The sequence below is a fragment of the Paenibacillus xylanivorans genome (assembly GCF_001280595.1).
Classification (GTDB): Bacteria; Bacillota; Bacilli; order Paenibacillales; family Paenibacillaceae; genus Paenibacillus; species Paenibacillus xylanivorans.
On the sequence record NZ_LITU01000082.1, the window covers coordinates 106,337 to 123,762 of the forward strand.

The 17,426-nt window shown below is 48.6% G+C and carries 14 protein-coding genes; 1 reads left to right on the top strand and 13 read right to left on the bottom strand.

The features are described from left to right. Positions 1-292: 292 nt before the first annotated feature. The 6 genes from AMS66_RS28655 to AMS66_RS28680 all read right to left on the bottom strand — a co-directional run bounded on the left by AMS66_RS28655 (position 293) and on the right by AMS66_RS28680 (position 4,385). Positions 293-1,048, bottom strand: coding sequence for an amino acid ABC transporter ATP-binding protein (locus AMS66_RS28655; RefSeq protein WP_053784016.1), 756 nt, complete (start codon positions 1,046-1,048; stop codon positions 293-295). A gap of 62 nt (positions 1,049-1,110) precedes the next feature. Beyond that, positions 1,111-1,770 (bottom strand): amino acid ABC transporter permease, encoded by a 660-nt coding sequence (locus tag AMS66_RS28660; protein ID WP_053784017.1) that lies wholly within the window; start codon positions 1,768-1,770, stop codon positions 1,111-1,113. Between the two features lie 109 nt (positions 1,771-1,879). Next, a complete protein-coding gene (locus AMS66_RS28665; RefSeq protein WP_053784018.1) occupies positions 1,880-2,650 on the bottom strand; it encodes an amino acid ABC transporter substrate-binding protein in 771 nt (256 codons plus the stop codon). 132 nt (positions 2,651-2,782) lie between these two features. Next, positions 2,783-3,340, bottom strand: a complete 558-nt coding sequence (locus AMS66_RS28670; RefSeq protein WP_053784019.1) for a DUF4825 domain-containing protein — start codon at positions 3,338-3,340, stop codon at positions 2,783-2,785. Beyond that, positions 3,337-4,029 (bottom strand): permease prefix domain 1-containing protein, encoded by a 693-nt coding sequence (locus AMS66_RS28675; protein WP_053784020.1) that lies wholly within the window; start codon positions 4,027-4,029, stop codon positions 3,337-3,339. Before AMS66_RS28675 ends, AMS66_RS28670 begins: the two co-directional genes overlap by 4 nt. Beyond that, positions 4,026-4,385, bottom strand: coding sequence for a PadR family transcriptional regulator (locus AMS66_RS28680; RefSeq protein ID WP_053784021.1), 360 nt, complete (start codon positions 4,383-4,385; stop codon positions 4,026-4,028). The genes AMS66_RS28675 and AMS66_RS28680 overlap by 4 nt, the downstream gene beginning before the upstream one ends. A gap of 299 nt (positions 4,386-4,684) precedes the next feature. Here AMS66_RS28680 and AMS66_RS28685 point away from each other — a divergent pair, with 299 nt between their 5' ends. Further along, positions 4,685-5,119 (top strand): hypothetical protein, encoded by a 435-nt coding sequence (locus AMS66_RS28685; RefSeq protein ID WP_053784022.1) that lies wholly within the window; start codon positions 4,685-4,687, stop codon positions 5,117-5,119. A 48-nt stretch (positions 5,120-5,167) separates the two neighbouring features. On the opposite strand, the gene melA is transcribed toward AMS66_RS28685, so the two are convergent. From melA to AMS66_RS28720, 7 genes are all read right to left on the bottom strand, one after another. Then, positions 5,168-6,673, bottom strand: a complete 1,506-nt coding sequence (gene melA, locus AMS66_RS28690) for an alpha-glucosidase/alpha-galactosidase (RefSeq protein WP_053784023.1) — start codon at positions 6,671-6,673, stop codon at positions 5,168-5,170. Between the two features lie 180 nt (positions 6,674-6,853). Beyond that, a complete protein-coding gene (locus AMS66_RS28695) occupies positions 6,854-7,954 on the bottom strand; it encodes an AraC family transcriptional regulator (RefSeq protein ID WP_082350949.1) in 1,101 nt (366 codons plus the stop codon). A gap of 133 nt (positions 7,955-8,087) precedes the next feature. Continuing rightward, positions 8,088-10,505 carry a rhamnogalacturonan lyase gene (locus tag AMS66_RS28700; RefSeq protein WP_407944583.1) on the bottom strand — a complete coding sequence of 806 codons (2,418 nt, stop codon included), beginning with the start codon at positions 10,503-10,505 and terminating at the stop codon, positions 8,088-8,090. Between the two features lie 807 nt (positions 10,506-11,312). Next, positions 11,313-13,466 carry a glycoside hydrolase family 6 protein gene (locus AMS66_RS28705; RefSeq protein WP_053784024.1) on the bottom strand — a complete coding sequence of 718 codons (2,154 nt, stop codon included), beginning with the start codon at positions 13,464-13,466 and terminating at the stop codon, positions 11,313-11,315. A 549-nt stretch (positions 13,467-14,015) separates the two neighbouring features. Then, positions 14,016-15,065, bottom strand: a complete 1,050-nt coding sequence (locus AMS66_RS28710) for an efflux RND transporter periplasmic adaptor subunit (protein ID WP_053784025.1) — start codon at positions 15,063-15,065, stop codon at positions 14,016-14,018. A gap of 135 nt (positions 15,066-15,200) precedes the next feature. Next, positions 15,201-16,571, bottom strand: a complete 1,371-nt coding sequence (locus AMS66_RS28715; protein WP_053784026.1) for an ABC transporter permease — start codon at positions 16,569-16,571, stop codon at positions 15,201-15,203. Then, positions 16,568-17,272, bottom strand: a complete 705-nt coding sequence (locus AMS66_RS28720) for an ABC transporter ATP-binding protein (RefSeq protein ID WP_053784027.1) — start codon at positions 17,270-17,272, stop codon at positions 16,568-16,570. The genes AMS66_RS28715 and AMS66_RS28720 overlap by 4 nt, the downstream gene beginning before the upstream one ends. Positions 17,273-17,426: the final 154 nt, after the last annotated feature.

Sequence of the window (17,426 nt, forward strand, 5' to 3'; positions counted from 1 at the left end):
TGCTCTCCAAATATGGTACTAACCTTTCTGATTTCAATCCACGCACTCCATACGGAGTGCGACAGCGAAAAAAGAACGTAACAATACTACTTTTAATAATATCATTACGTTCTTTCACTATTTCTTGCTAATCATACAACCATTTTAATATATCAAACCCAATATATTCAATAGAACCGTTGCCAAAAGGTCACAAAAATGACCCTTTCGACAAAATCTGAGGTGCTAATCCCCCGGGGATTTTATGGGAGCTTGGCATTCGCACCTGTCTACTGCCCCATACAACCACTTTCTACCCTTCCACTTCCACCCGCTGCAAAAACGTGCGCGTACGCTCCAGCTTGGGATTGCCAAAAATCTGCTCGGGCGGTCCCGCTTCGGCAATTTCGCCGTTATCCATGAAGAAAACACGATCCGCAACATCGCGGGCAAAGCTCATCTCATGGGTGACGATCATCATCGTCATGTTCTCCTGCGCCAGCTGCTTGATGACGCGCAGCACTTCTCCGGTCAGCTCGGGATCGAGTGCCGATGTCGGCTCGTCGAAGAGCAGAATGTCCGGCTGCATCATCAGAGCGCGAGCAATCGCTACACGCTGTTTCTGTCCACCCGACAGATTGGCGGGATAAGCATCCGCCTTCTCGGACAGCCCTACTTTACCGAGCAATTCCAGACTGCGCTGCCGGATGATCGCTGAGCTTTCTTTTTTCAACGTCTTCGGTGCCAGTTCCAGATTCGCCTGTACCGTCAGATGCGGAAACAAGTTGAAATGCTGAAAGACCATGCCCATGCGATCCGTAATCTTCCGTATATCAGCTCCACCTGCATACGTTCCGTTCTCAGCCAGCGTCTGGCCTTGAATGCGAATGGTACCACCCGAAATATCCTCGAGATGAATCAGGCTGCGCAGCATCGTACTTTTACCAGAACCAGAAGGTCCGATGACGGCAATGACTTCACCCGGCTCCACGTGGAACGATACCTGCTTCAGCACATCAAGTGTACCGAATGATTTTCTTAATTGATTCACTTCTATAATATGTGTCATATGCAGACAGTCCTTTAATTGATCAGATTGGATAACTTCGTAAACTTCTATTTCGTGCGTGTTTACTCAAATGTGTAACGTTTCTCCAGTGACTTGAAGAACAAGGTGAGTACCATGGTCAGCAACAAATAAATAATACCGGCAATCAGGAACGGTGTCAGACGGAAATCACGGTTTACCGCGGCCTGTGCGTAATGCAGCAGCTCAGGTACAGCCACAGCATACAGCAACGCCGTATCTTTGATTAACGTAATCGATTCATTCGCCGTCGCAGGCAGCACAACCCGGATCATCTGTGGGATGACGACTTTCGTCATCGTCTGCCATTTGCTTAGGCCCAGTACCTGTGCAGCTTCATGTTGTCCTTTATCAATGGAGAGCAATCCACCTCTGAAAATCTCGGCAAAGTACGCACCATAATTCAAAATAAAGGCCAGTGCCGCCGCCGTGAAGCGGTCAAATACAAGATACTCTCCTACGCCTGGAAGCAGCGGCAGACCGAAGCAGAAGAACAACAGCTGAAGCATCAGCGGCGTTCCCCGCATCACATATACATACGTATGAGCGATCCAAGCCAGTGGCTTGAACCGGCTTTTCATCAATAAGGTTACTCCAAATCCAAGTGGTACAGACACTATAATGGCCAGCAAAAATAAAAAGATTGTGGTCTGTGCCCCTTCAAGCATGGGCTTCATAACGCCCAATAAATACTCCCAGCTCATCGCAATCGGCTCCTCTAATCTGTTAACCCCGCATTCCGCAGGAGACGTGCTCCTTTTTGGAATCCGGGGTCATGTTGTTTACTACATATGTCAGGCAAATGGCCCGATCTTATTTCAAAACTTCATCTTCACCAAACCATTTGGTGGAAATCTCGGCTGCTGTACCATCTGCATTGAGATCATCCAATGCTTTTTGCAGCTGGTTCAGCAGTTCTTCATTGCCTTTTTTCACACCAATACCGTATTGTTCCGGAGCAAGGGATTCATCCAGCAATTTGAATGTGCCCTCTTCCTTGGACATGTAATATCTCGCGACCACTTCGTCAATGATGACTGCATCCAGACGTTTTGTTTTGAGATCGGTCAGCGCGAGTACATTGTCCGGGAATTCGGAAGCATCCACTTTATCCTTCAGAGGACTTGCCGCTAGTGCATCTGCCGCAGAGGACAGCGCCTGCAATCCTACATTTTTGCCGTCCAGTTCATCCAGCTTCGTGATCGGCGAATCTGCGAGTGTGACTGCAACCTGGCTGTTCTCCAGATACGGCTTCGTGAACAGCACTTTATCTTTCCGTTCATCCGTAATTGTGTACCCGTTCCAGATCAGGTCGATCCGGCCACTGTTCAGCTCCGATTCTTTGGAAGACCAGTCAATTGGCTGGAACGTGATTTCTTTACCCATTTTCTCCGCTGCGGCTCTGGCATAGTCAATATCAAAACCAACAATTTCATTCTTCTCATCCCGGAAGCCCATTGGAGCAAATTTATCATCTATCCCTACAATAATGGCATTATCATCCTTGCTTCCCGAGCTGGAACAACCCGCAACAACAATCATGCATATGCTGATCAATAATAGAAATATCGCTTGTTTTCTCATCTCTCTAACCCCTCCATGTCTATAACCAAAACCCAAACGCTTTAGTTCGTTACCACGTTATCAGAGTATTATAATAACATAGCATGGGAGAAGAGTCGAGCATGTTGCCAAGTTCATTCGTATCTATTCCGGTCAATTGTAAACAATTTGTGAAAAAGCTTCTTTCACTTGCGCCGGTTCCACCAGCTTCTTACGTACGGTTGCATCCCACTTATCCGGTTCCTGAAGCGTCTTCATTTCAGTACCGGCCCATTGCTGGGCAGCCTCACGGCTCAAGGTATATTGAATATCCTCAAATGTATAAAGCACATGCTCCAAATTATCAATCCACACAAAATTGGCAGCAGCGTTATATACAAGTATTCGTTCCAACTCTTCGGGCTTCATATCACTGGCGTTCATCCTGTATTTAATTTGAGCCGTAAATGTCTCTGGATACAATTGATACCCATTCAACTGGTCGTTTAGAGGCAATGTCTGATTTAAATGGCTGAGATTGGAGAAGTCTCCCATATAAGCACTGCGATATTTCGCTAATGCCGCAAAATCATGGGTTAACGGATCTTGCTGCTCTGCTTCGTACTGCGCCTGCTTCGCCTCTATTCTCGGATTAACGACGCCCTCAACCACAATAACACCAAAGATACCGAGCATGACCAATGCAATAATCCATTTGTTCTTTCCCGTCATATGACATCACCTACATCATACTTGCCCACGATCCGATACGCCCTCTGCACGATCAAAGGAATAATAATACTTAATAAAGGTATGGCAAAGGCAATCGCGATTACAGTAAATTGATAGGGCCCCTCTACCTGAATCGGTCGACTATACCAGATGTTGCTTCCAAATCGCAGCGCCGCCTGTGTACCCCACAGCACAACGATGAGACCTGCCCATAACCACCACAATCTGCGCGTCCATTGCAAGAATACAGGTATACGGATAACGGTGATGTCCTCTGGATCTGCCGAAGTATTTTTATTTTTCAACATATAAAATACATACGCTCCACCCACGATCACACTCATGAGCATGAGCAAGTTGTTAATGGTTGCGCCCTGGACCATGACTCTCATTGGAATAGTAATGATCCAGGCGATAAGGCTATAAATCAATGCAGACTGCAACACCGCAGTCCAATAAGGAACGCGTTGCACCCTGCGATGATCACTCATGATGTGATCCATACCAGCTACATGTTGAATGGCAGTCTGAAAAGCCTGCTCCTTGTCCATGCCCTGCTCCATATAATCCTCGATTCGTGCAGCGAGATTACTGTGAATCTCTTCTTTTAACTCCCGATTGGCCAATGTATCCTGCGCATGATCGAACAGACGATTCACATGTCGGGTAATACGAGCTTCCAATGTCATATCCCTTCATCTCCCTTTTCCTCGGAAATAATCATGCAGTCAATCAATGTTTTGGCTGCGTGCCAAGCCTGAACTTGCTGTTTATAACTTTCCTGCCCCTCCGTTGTAATCCGGTAATATTTGCGTCGTCCTCCCTGTGTCTCTTCTCCCCAGTAGGATTCAACATGCCCACTCTTCTCCAACCGTTTCAAACTGGAATAAAGCGTCGGTTCCTTCAATTCAAACCGTTCTCCACTCTTGCGATAGATTTCCTTAATAATGCTGTAGCCGTAGTTATCCTTCGGTATAAGTACACTCAGAATAATGGGGTCAATGTTGCCTCGAATTAGATCACTGTTAATCGCTTGCTCATCCATCTGCCCTACTCACCGACTTTCTTTAATCCTGGGTATACTATAAGACATATTACTATGTCTGTAAAGGTAATATGTGTCGATTGGTAAATATGCATCACAATGGGCAACTTTCCTCTCTCACTTTGCGTCTGGAAGATATTAGGGAGGTGGATAAAATAAAAGTCTTCAATACTATGAGAACGATAACTTCACTCGTGTTCCTTACAACTTTGCTGATATTATCCGGCTGTAATCCTACTCCAAGTAACGGCACAAACGAACCTCCCTCTCTCCCATCGCCAAATACAAAGGAAGCTGAAGTGGGTTCACTAGAGGAGAACGCTAAGGAACCTGGACCAAACTTACCCCAGGCACTGCCTACGCCAACTATCCAGAGCGAAAGCGGCATCTCTATTCCAGCTGTACAGGGCAGTTATTGCTGGGGAGGTATGTGTGCTGACTATGCAAGTGATGTGGAATTGCTGGAAGGTAAAGTACCTGTCTCGGTTTTGGTGGGCGAGAACATATCTATTAAATTGAGTACGGATGTACCACCTAACGAGTTCACTCTGGTTGAATATGTGAACGGGGAGGCACGTCCCATCTCTTTGCGAGAAGGAACATTCCAGTTTGCACAGGAAAAAGATACTCATTATTATGGAGCCTTTGTCGGCTGGTCTTCCCCAAAAAATTCGCAGGTTTCCTTGGGTGATACCTCTTTTGCCTTTGTAATCCGTGGTGTCGAAAAAAAATAGAACCAAACAAGGCCCCTCCAATTTTGGAGAGGCCCTACTCATTTTTATCTATTGCTGCACTTTCTCGCGATCTTTCCCTTTATCCGATTCACCCGCATTTTTGTTGGCGGCATCGCGATCCTGCTGCATTTCTGCAACGGTTTTCACTTTGAGACGTGCAGCACCTTCGTATTCCTTCGTTGGAATCAGATTGCCCGCAGCGAGTCTTGCTTCTGCCGCGGCAATGGCATCACCATATTGCGGCAACCACTCGGCTTGAGCGACCAGCATCTCGTCAACCATTTGCCAGATTTCTTTTGGATTACATACCGCACCCACGAGTGGGTCCATCATAAACGCCTGACGCAATAGTTTGTCATCACCATGTACTGCAGCTTCAACCGCAAGCCGTTGTACGGAAATGCTCACGTTACACACGGCAGCCGGACCGAGCGGCAGATCGCCCACATGCGGCATCGAAATGCCGTTACGGTCCACATATCCCGGTGCTTCGATGATGGCATCATCTGGCAGGTTGGAGATCACACCATTATTAACGGTATTGAAATGTCCGCGGTATACGCGTCCCGTCTCCAACCCTTCTATAATGTAGGAACCATGTTCTCCACCTCGTTTTTCCGGGGCAAATTGCATCGGTTCATCCTTCATCCAGTTCGGGAAATCGGTCTCAAACCAATTTCTGCCCTCTGTACATACACGCAGATACCCGCCTGTCTCGCCGTTAATCCAGTTGCCCAGATCAATCCAGTCCTTGATCTCTTCCGGACGTTTGCGGTACCAAGGCACATATTCGCTAAGGTGACCATTCGATTCCGTACTGTAGTAACCAAATCGGCGCAGCATATCGATCCGTACTTTCTCGGTACGGCTATACTCTGGATGTTTCTCGAAGGCTTCGAGCAAATCACCCGTAAGATCTTTGCCTTCATGGGAAGCCTTGATGTACCAGGTCTGATGATTAATTCCGGCACATACAATATCCACTTCATTCATTTTCAGCCCAAATGCTTCCGCAATCTGGTGATGCCCGTGCTGTACGCCGTGACATAGTCCGATCGTACGCACGCCGCCGTACTTGTTGCAGGCCCAGGTCAGCATGACCATTGGGTTGGAGTAATTTAGAAGCAGTACATCTGGTGCGCTTTGCTCACGAATATCTTTACAGATGTCGAGCATTTCGGCAATTCCGCGCTGTCCGTACATAATCCCACCTGCACACAATGTATCGCCGACACATTGATCTACCCCATATTTGAGCGGAATATCCACATCGGTTGCAAAAGCTTCCAACCCGCCCACACGGATTGTACATAGTACATACTTCGCGTCCTTGAGCGCTTCTCTCCGGTCCGTTGTCGGCTGAATCTGAATATTCAGTCCATTCTCGCGGATATCCCGCTGACACAGCTCGGTAACCATGTCCAGATTGTGCTGATTGATATCACAGAAAGCAACCTCAATATTGTTGAACTCCGGTACCGCGAGCAAATCCCGCAGCAACCCCCGTGTAAATCCGATACTGCCCGCCCCGATAAATGCCACTTTAAACGACATGTACAGTTCCTCCCGTAATCCGAGTATATTCGCCCCGGTTAATGATCTGACTTCATGAAATCATTGTAGCAACGGGTAGTAAGGAAGCGTTATCAAAATCATGACCTCTTCACAACGAGGTTGTCAAAAATCCTCACTTTTGCATCCACCGCGCCGTACTTTCCAGATAAACTGCACGATTTATTCTTCAGCGGGATAATGACTGACATGTCGTTCCATCGAGGAACGGAATTCAACCGGAGTTCGGCCTGTATATTTCTTGAACAACATATGAAAATATTGTCTGCTCCCCACGCCCACGTAATCGGAAATTTCGGAGATTGGAATATCTGTCTGTTGCAGCAGCATCTTCGCCTTTTCCATTCGGAGCATCGTGAGATAATCGGTAGGCGTGCGCTTCGTGTGCTGGCGAAAAATACGGTGCAAATAGCCTGGATGCAGATTCACCGCTGCCGCGATATCCTTCATTTGAATATTGCGATCCATATTGTGATGCATGAATTCAATCGTACGTTTCACGTACAGCTCCGTCTGATCCAGCGCACTTCGGTTGATTTCCCCGCGAAGTCGTGCGACCCGAACGAGCAGTTGGATAAACAACGTGCGTACCAGCGTACCTTGCTCAGGCGACTTTAGATCACGGGCTTCGCGATGATGCAAGCGTTCCTCCGACGGGATGATCCGCATAGGTGCAGAAGATCGGCCCTGTTCCATCAGACCACGCTGATCCAGCTCCAGCACCAGGCTTTTCATAATATGGTACACCTCCTCCGGGTCAGGCAAAACTAGATAAGGCGAGGCTTGTGTTAGAAAAGCATGGACTTCATCCTCTTCCAGCGCGAGCTGGCGAATGGAAGGCTGGCCCGGCTCCGATCTGGCAACTCCAAATTCAACATTCAGCATGCGGCACGGGACCCCATCCTCGACCAGCAGACGGTGCGGAACCCCTGCATCCAGCAAAATGAACTGCCCTTTTTTCAATACAACCTGTTCCGAACTGCCATCCGGCATCTGTACATCGACCCGGCACATTCCCGAAATGATGTACATGATCTCCGTGGAATCATGATCGTGATAGGACATCTGGTAGTTGTCCCATTGCTTGTAATAATACGCGTAGAAACGCGGTCCATAGTCCTCTGTGCGCAGTTCCTCCTGAAACAGACTGCCTGTCCAATGTTTGGCTTCCAATGCCTGCACCTCCGTTGCTGCAACAATCCTCACTTTTCTCCATTGTAGCAAGTCTCCGCGATGTATTTCACCATGTAAATGAAAAATCATAACCAACCATGATTTTACATCCATAGAATAGCATTCATTCGTTTCTTGACGTACGCAAAAAAAGCCCTGGATACCCCCAACGCACCGAGGCACATTAAGGAAATACCAGAGCTTACCGACTATTAACGTTCAGTCATTTCCCACCCTTACCCGACTCGGGCGTGTGGAACTTCGGCAGTGTAACCTTCGACCAGTCGATATCCGATGCCATGTAGAAGGAAGGGTAGGATGGTTGATTGTATCCACTGTTCTGTCCAGCAATTCCGACACGATACATCGCGTCATGCATCAGCGTGTACAATTTGCGATCTGTCTTCTCGGTGCTCAGATAGATGCGGATCGCCGAGCTGTCCTCCGTTCTCACCAGCATCTCTTCCCGCCAATCCCCGAAGATATCCGCTACGAGAGATGGCGTACCCTTGGTATAATTGTTGGTCAACGTTCCGGTTGCGGTCAGCAGCGTGCCTCGATTCCAATCCTTGATCGTAGGTGTGACATCGATGGCACCATCCACGATCTGAGTTGTCATATCGGCGGCCCATCGTATATTCATATTCGTACCAGGGGCTTTATCACTTATTTTCTCACCGCTGGCTGTCCACAATCCCACGGCCCATGTCTCCAGCCCACGGCGGGTCGGGTCCACATCACCAATCATACCGCGTCCGGTATCTTTGCCTGTATAGCCGCCATAGATGACTTCACCAGTCTTCGCATCTCGCAGGGAATATCCGTACGGCGCCCAAGGACCACCCTCATGCACCATGAAGATTTCCAGTCCTGGACGATCCGGATCAATATCCGCTACATGAAGCGCATCCCCATGGCCCAGACGTGCAATCGTTCCCGGAGCGGCGCTCTCTGCAGGCATCAGGTCCTTGGAGCTGTACAGCACACTGCCATCATGATCAATCGTGGCCGAGCCGTACACGATCTCATGTTTGCCATCTCCGTCCACATCAGCGACACTGAAATAGTGCGCGCCTTGGGTTGTAATCGAGCCATACACTGGATCTGTACCATCCACCCCATGTGGACCGTCATTGAACGGGTTCTTCATCGGTGTCCAGCCGCTGTCCACTTTCCATTCACGCTTGAGCTTTTTGCCATCCCAGTTATAGGCGACCATTGTGGAACGTGTGTAGTACCCGCGTGCAAAGATTGCTGACGGTTTCTTCCCATCCAGATATGCCACGCCTGCCAGAAAACGATCTACCCGGTTCGCCGGTTCAATACGCGCCATCGCGTAATCGCCCCACATCAACCCATCATCCTGCCGTCCGGGCTCGTAAGGAATGGTCTCCAGCTCTTTGCCTGACTCTCCTTCGAACACGGTTACATATTCAGGCCCATCCACGATAAAGCCTTCGAACTTGCGCAGCTCATTCTTGTCACTGCGGCTCGGTGCATACACATCGATGAAGTAATCGGCCAAGCTCTCAGCATCCTTCTGAGACAATGGATAACTATACTTTTTCTCTATCCCAAAAGCTTCCTCCAACGTTGCAGGCCAGTTGCCCTTCACGACCTCTTCATGTGTATGCCAATTCTTGAACATATCCACGACATGATCATAGTAGCCATCTGCACTTAAACGGAAATCATCTTCGTTGGAGTAACCTGCTTTGCGATCCTGCTTCGGAAGGGTGATGTACTTCTCGGATGTCACTTTTCCTTTTTTGTTATATTGGATTATCTTGGTGCCTGGCGCGGTCTTAAACATCATCTCGGCCTTGCCATCCCCGTCAAAATCATAAACGAGCATCTGTGTATAATGAGCACCCGAACGGATGTTGACCCCGAGATCGATTCGGTATAACAATTGTCCGTCCAGCGTGTAACAATCTACGTAAGTTTTACCGGTGTAGCCTTTTTGCGAGACATCCTTAGCGTTGGAAGGGTCCCATTTCACAAAAAACTCATACTGTCCGTCCCCATCCACATCGCCCACACTCATATCATTCGCAGAATACGAGTAGGCTTCTCCTACTGGCGTCACACCATCAGCCGGTTTTTGCAAAGGGATATCAACGTAGCCGTTCGCCCAAGGTTTGACGGATGCACTGCGTTTGCTCTCCTTGCCCTTCTTGCTTACCGCTGCCACTTCATAACGGGACGACGATTTGCCTGCGGCATCAACATAGTTGGTACTGTCGGTGACCGTAGCAATCTTCTTGCCATCGCGATATACGTTAAAATCTGTACCTGTCAGACCTTTATCGCTATACCCTGTGGCCTCGTCACCAAGCAATCTCCAACTGAGAAAAACACCCTCCGAAGTAGACGCCGCGACCAGACCGCGATCAAGATATTCAAGCTGAATGTCTTTCACGTTACCGCCTCCCTTATGTGACTGCAGGCTGGCTTCAGCCGCGCTGTTCCCATTGGAAGCTGCTGCTCCGCTCACTCCCGCAGTTCCCGCAACGAGCAAAGCAACGCTTAGTGCCGAAGACAGCATTTTGGCTGCAAGTGGCAAACGTACTTTTTTACGATTGGAGTGCATACCTGAAACCGATCCTTTATGTATCGGCGCTGTTGTTTTGAATTTCATCGACCTTCACTCTCCCTGAGACAGAATGGGTGATGCTTGTCGCTGTGCTTGGATCTTTGCGACATCCTTCAATCGATACAAACGTTCATATCCTTCAAATTTTACTGAATACGCTTACAAAATTAAAAAAGAATAACCTGCTTAAACAGACTTCTTCGACTCCGTCCCCCTTTCAATTCCTCTCCATCCAGAACAGCTCAATCCTGCCCATCGGGTATTATTATAGACATCCTACCTGTCATGACATAGGCAAATATCCGTCCAAAACGATTAATATTCAGTGTTGTTAAGGAAGGCTCGATGCGAAAATATGTACTTGCTGTTCAGCGGAGCAGCCGATCCGTTGTTATTTCCGTCCCTGCGATCTCCGAGTATAAGATTGTTCAGGCACTCATGGCTCACGCAAAATATGTTCAAGTTTGATGCTCTAACGAATCGGTTACACCTTATTCTGAACATTAGCCGACAATGAAAAATCTAACGAACTTCAGTAACGTTATCTCGGTAAAAACAGCGAAAATAGAGTGAAAACATAGTAATAACTTGTCTACGATTCGTTAAACTGCCGCACCTACTCCATTGCTCTAAATAAGACGCGCTCATTTCGTTAAAATGAGAAAAGGGGCGTTCCCAAAGTCATACACATGACTTGGAAACGTCCCTGCTCCTTTGTTGTGGTATGAAAACGCCCATATGGCGTTCTCCACGACATCAAATAATCTTACTCACATTGATCACTGACCACAGCGGCCATCATCTACAGATCCCTTTAATCTTTCAATCCGTTCGATCATCTTGAAATTCCTATTAAGGCTCAATGCCCCAGACCAGAGTGCCGCCTTTATAGAGGGTCACCTTGTTCCAGTCCTGATAGGATGTTTTGGTTGGATCATAGGAATAATCATTGGATTCATCAAAGTTGCTCCAGTCCGTCTTGTATATGCGGAGTTGGATATCCCCGGATTGTGCACCTGCCTGAATCGCGCCTGCTCCAGCAGTGAAGCTGAGCTCCACATAGGAATCGGTGAACGTGCGCTGGATGTTGGCACCACCGACTTGTGCCCAGTCGATTGCAGAGTCCATCCCTGCGGTGCCTTCTTTGGAGAAGTAATAACGAATTTTTAGATCACTCAGGTTTACAGCCGTGTTGCCTACGTTTTTGATGTTAAAGAACGGCTTGATCTGATTGTCTGCCGCGTTGGTATCTCCCGCACGATATTGCAGAACCAGATCACTGGTCGGAACAACTACACTTTGTGGTGTTGCGGAAGCTGCGGCAGAATTGGCACTTTCCCCGGCAGCGTTCACGGCACTAACCACATAATGATAGGTCGTTCCATTGGTCAGACCCGTATTTGTGTAGGATGTTCCGCTCACGTTGGCAGCAACCGTAGTGAATGGACCTGACGCACTCAACGCCCGCTTCACATTATAACTGGTCGCACCTGTGGAGGCGGTCCAGCTCAGTGAAACCTGTGCATTGCCTGCTGTCGCAGTCAGTGTTGACGGAACTGCTGGAGCTGTCGTTTCACCCCCTCCACCATTGCTGGCAGGAAGAACAGGGAATGAGTTTTGCACCAGCATGACGAATTGATCATGGAACCAATGACCCGAAACCGGTGCGTTAGGCAGTGCACCCGTCAATACTCCATCACTAGTTGTAAACGTTGGATCACACATCCGGTCGAAGCCCTTACCTTCGTTATTCGGAATTTCCGAGCTGGAGCCATCAGACTCCCCTGGAGGTTTGACCCATACATAGGCATCCAGATGGGCTGGTCCTGGTGCTGCTTTAGGTGCTTCACCTATGCCTGCTCCGCTGTTGTTACACCAGTTCCCCCGGTGATCCCGCTTATCCACACGCCCGGAGTTCACGTACGTGTTAATATCACTGCCTGTGGCAGACGTTGGACGGTTAATCCCGCCCCATCCATTGCGGCTGGTATCAATCAGGAAGCCCGTGCTGGCCGGCCAACCAGCTTGTACAAATCCGCTATAAAGTGCCGCAGTGAAATCGGTTTCGTCAAAGTACGGATTCCACTCATAAAACTTGGAGGACTTGATCGGTTGTCCGCCAATGTTCAGATCCGGGTTGGTCAGATTCGGTTCGTTCAGCGGTGTGCTGTTCGCTGTGTTCGTGATGAACCCGTCTGCGCTACTAAGACCTGCTGTTGTTCCTTGGACAACTTTGGTGTACAGCGAGATTGAACCTGTACTGTTATTATCCCAACCAAGCCAGCCGGAGTGACCAATATCCAGGTAGTTGTACACATTTGGAATGGCATGCAGCTTGTCCAGTGCATATTCAACGCCAGCTTCATAGATGCCTGTTGAACTCGCCTGGGCACAGGCTGGTGTACTGAGATTGGTTACCAGATTGGGCAGACTGTCCGGCTCAATGATGGCGATGATGCGAATGTCCTGATACTTGGGTTTGGCAAAAATATCGGCGATTACATTGATATAATCATTTTTATACGTCTGCAGGTCCGCCTGTGTTAGTGGAAGTTCACCATTGGACGCAAGCGCATGACAATCCCGGCCCGGCAGGTTGTAAATAACGAATGAAGCGGTAATCGGAGTTCCTGCTTTCTTTTGTGCCAAGGCCGCATCCAGATGCTGCTCCACACTTTTGCGTCCGGCATTGTCTGCTCCACCATGAATGGCGGCGATACGGTCGATCCAGACTGCCGTTGGATAGGATTTGACCGTTTCCATCTTGGCTTTTAACGACGCATCACTGGTGAGAGCAATGGACGTATCCACGAGAGCGGAATAATCCTGGTTTAAATACGCCGTAGCTCCGACAAACGGATTATCCACATGCGCTTCAGCCGCCTGACCCACTCCTGGAGCCATGCCTGGGAAAATGCCCGCTGCGAGCAGCGTTGCTGCCAGCACTTGTCTCATACTTTTGCGAAGGACCTTTCCGCCTCTCGATAAGGTTTTCGATTTTGTCATTAGGGTTCCACCTTTCCTGTGGTTGGATTGGGTATATACTCATGTCTGATCCTCTGTGTCGGCAAGATGCTATGCACGGTAGAGAACGTATGGATGAGCTGTAGGAACTTCACCTCCATGAATGCAGTCAAATTTGGACAAGCGTAGGTCAACAACAATAAGGTGAAAAATAAGAAACAGAAATGGTGTCTTACACTGGGGTTAAGTGACACGGCAAGGGGAAACATCTGTAGGTGTGTGCGGGTGATCTTCGGTGAACGGCTTTCAAAGCTTTACTCAGACTTCAATTTAGTAAGCGCTTACTTTCAGAGATTTTAAAAAAGGCTTACCCTCGATACAAACCTCACATCGCGTGTCCACCTCCTTATGAATCAGATTATACTCTATGTAAATATTACTGTAAATTGAATTTATTAAATTTTATTATAATTAATTCCATAAATCAGGCAGGAATTTTGAGATGTGCCTGCCCAAGCCATAAGAAAGGCTCATCACGGACTTATCCCCCGTAATGAGCTAATTCACATAGTATATTCTCATACTCTCTTTTTATGGAAGCACTACAATATCCCCCGGTTTCAAACCGTTCAGTACTTCAGTCTTGTCATCCGTCTCGATGCCTGTTTGAATTGTCTGCTGAGCATATTGCCCGTTGCCTTGATCCAACATTACATATGCCATATCCTGATCACGCATAACCGCCAGCGTGGGAACCACCGTCGCTTGCTCCTTACGCAGCGTTTCAATCTTGCCCTCCAGACTTAATCCACCGATCAACTTGGCGTTTGGCTTCAGATCAATGACAATATCGAATTGGGAAGGCTGCTTCAAATCTGTTTCCGTTCCCTTTCTGGCAAATTTGGAGATTTTGCTGACCTTTCCGGTTAACGGAACCTCCTTATTGCCCGTCATATGTACGCTTACAGGCATGCCAGTTTGAATTTTGAAAATGTCCTGCTCACTAATGGTCGCCACAAATTGCAGTTTGCCCGTATCCACAATGGTACCCACATACTGACCTTCGCTCACCATACGTGTCTTGGTCTCCGCATCATTCATCAGAAACACGCCGGATACCGGCGCATACACGGTGGATAAACCGATGGCCACCTTCTTTGCCTGAACCTCCTGCTCCTTCACAGCGATGGATTCCTTGTTCATTTCGTTGGTCAGTCGTTTTGTCTCCCGCTCGGCGAAGGCTTTCTTCCGCTCTTCTTCGGTGACCCCTAATGGCTCGGAACCGTTTCCCTGATTAAGACCAATCTCATTTAATTGAGCTTCCAGCCTCGATTTCTCAATATCGGTCTCCAACTGCTGCACTTCTGTCTGAAATGCTTTCGAATCAAGCGAGAACATAACAGCTCCCTTGCGAATGGGCTCCCCATTCTCCACATTCCACTGCTTTATTTTCGAGGCAAAAGGAGCATACACATCTGTCTGTTTGGCATAAATCGATTTGCCTTTGACCTGAATCTCCTGCGTAATTGTCTCCTGAGTGACTTCAAATGTAATGGGCTGCGGTGCCTCAATGGGTGCTTCGGGCACCGGTTTATATTGCTGGTACAGAAAATATCCAGCGCCCGCAAGCAGGCCGATCATGATGATTCTCTTTATCCATTTGCTTATTGCCGAGTTCTTCATTGCCGTATGTCCCTTCGTTAAATCTGTCTGTTAATTCTGTCTTGTTGATGCTGTCTGTCATTCCCAATTTGATTCCCTGTATCTCTGCTGCATTTATGCCGATTTGATCACCTGTAACGCATTCGTACGCGAGGCACTAATCGCCGGATAGATTCCCGAGAGCACTCCGGTCAACACCGCAAATGCTATACCAGCAGGCAAGGTCGACGTCTGAATAACCACTTGGAGAGGTGTGCTTGCCTCCATCGAGACTTGCCCTTGAAGCAGTCCGTTTACCCCCTGGATGGCTCCATAAGCGATGAAGACACCGACAATCCCGCCCAATACCCCGAGTACAGCAGCTTCTGCAATGAACATCTGCCGGATCTGCCACAGATTGGCTCCCAGCACCTTCATGACACCGATCTGTTTGCGTCGCTGATGCGTAGACATGATCATCGCAACAATAATGGACAGCGAAGCCAGCAGCATGACGAATATCCCAATGCCCATAGCGGCCTTCTGGTACATACCGAGCTGTTCCTTCATCGCCTGCTCCTGATACAGATTGCTGTCTGTCATCAGCGTCAGCTTCTGAATCTGCTCCTGCACCTGTGCCACATACTTTTTGTCCTCCACCTTTACGAGCGCCGAGTTCAACCGTCCTGCTGCCGCGGCCTGTGCCTGACTGCTCTGGAACTGTTCAGCGAGCATCCGGGCGGTTTCGAGGGAAACATAGACTTTTTTGTCATACATCGCATTGTTCTCACTCATGCCGCCAGGTAACTTCAGCACACCTGTTACCCGCAAAGGGGAGCTTGTTTTGACTTTAGACGAATCATTCATGTCCTGATATTTCAGGTTAAACTGTGCCTGAAACAGCTCGGTTTGGGTAGACATCAACGCCATGTACTGCTGTAGAAACTCGTCATTAAACGAATCCTCCATGAGCTTGTCGTTCAGTTCACGTATCACCTCGGCGTCCACAAGTCCGAAGGTTGCACCGTAATTCGCAATAGCGGCTCCGCTAATTCCCGATGCACCACCTTTGTCAAAACGGTAGCCGAAACGGCTTAATGACCCAAGCTCTGTACCAATGACTTCCACATTAGAGCTCTTGCCATCCAGCGTTGCCATCTCCAGCATGTCCAGCTTCAGCATCGGAGCAACGGCGACGACATGCGGAAGACTGGCGATAATATCGATTTTTCGAGCTGTCAGTGCTCCGCGTTCAAAGGTAGACGTCTGCCCACTGCTCCCGCTCCCACCCGAGTTGATGCCTTCATTCGGAGATACCGTAATCTCATCCATTTTGTAATTCTCGTTTAACGTCTTCTCTCCATATACCTGTACCGACTGCCCCACGCTTAGCGCGATAATCATGGCGGCACATCCGATGGACAGGCCGATCATGCACAACAAAGTAACGACCTTCCTGCGTACAATCTGTCCCCATGACATTCGCAACACATCCAGAATTCTCACAACCGCGCTCCTTGCTCTACTGCCTTGGACTGGCCACTCTTCACCAAGCATCCGTCCTGCAATGTAATGACAACCTGCATTTGCTCTGCCACTTCCGCCTCATGCGTAACAATGACAAATGTCGTATCCATCTCCCGGTTCAGCTGTTGCAAAATGGAAATGATCTCTTCCTCCGTGCGCGTATCCAAATTCCCGGTAGGCTCGTCCGCAAATATGACGGACGGCTCCGTTATCAGTGAGCGCGCAATGCTGACGCGCTGCTGCTGCCCTCCCGACAGCTGGGAAGGGAACAATTCGGACTTGCCGACAAGGCCTACCTGTTCCAGCAGGTGCATCGCCTTTTGTTTACGTCGTGATGGGCGAATGCCCTGAAATACGAGCGGCAGCTCCACATTTTCCCGAATCGTCAGGTTCGCCAGCAGCTCATACGCCTGAAAAATAAAGCCAATATGTGTCCGGCGGAATTCTGCCAACCGGTTCTCACTCATTCGCACAATATCCTGGTCCGCAATGAGGATCTTGCCGGTGTCCGGTTTCATCAGACCTGCCATCAGATGCAGTAACGTCGATTTGCCTGAACCGGAGCTTCCCAGCAATGCAACCATCTCGCCCTTGCCCACGGATATGTTAATGTCCTGCAATACGGGAACGATCCCTTGTGCATTGCGGAACGTGTGTGACACCTGTTCTACTCGCAGCATGAATCCGGCTTCCTCTCATCGATGTAATAGAGGTAATTATAGCCATCAGATGTATCGGTCCAATCTGGACTTGTATCCAATTTGTAAAATCATCCTTTTACACCATTGGATCGAGATGCGATTGAAATGCCCTCTTTGGATTTATGCAAAATAC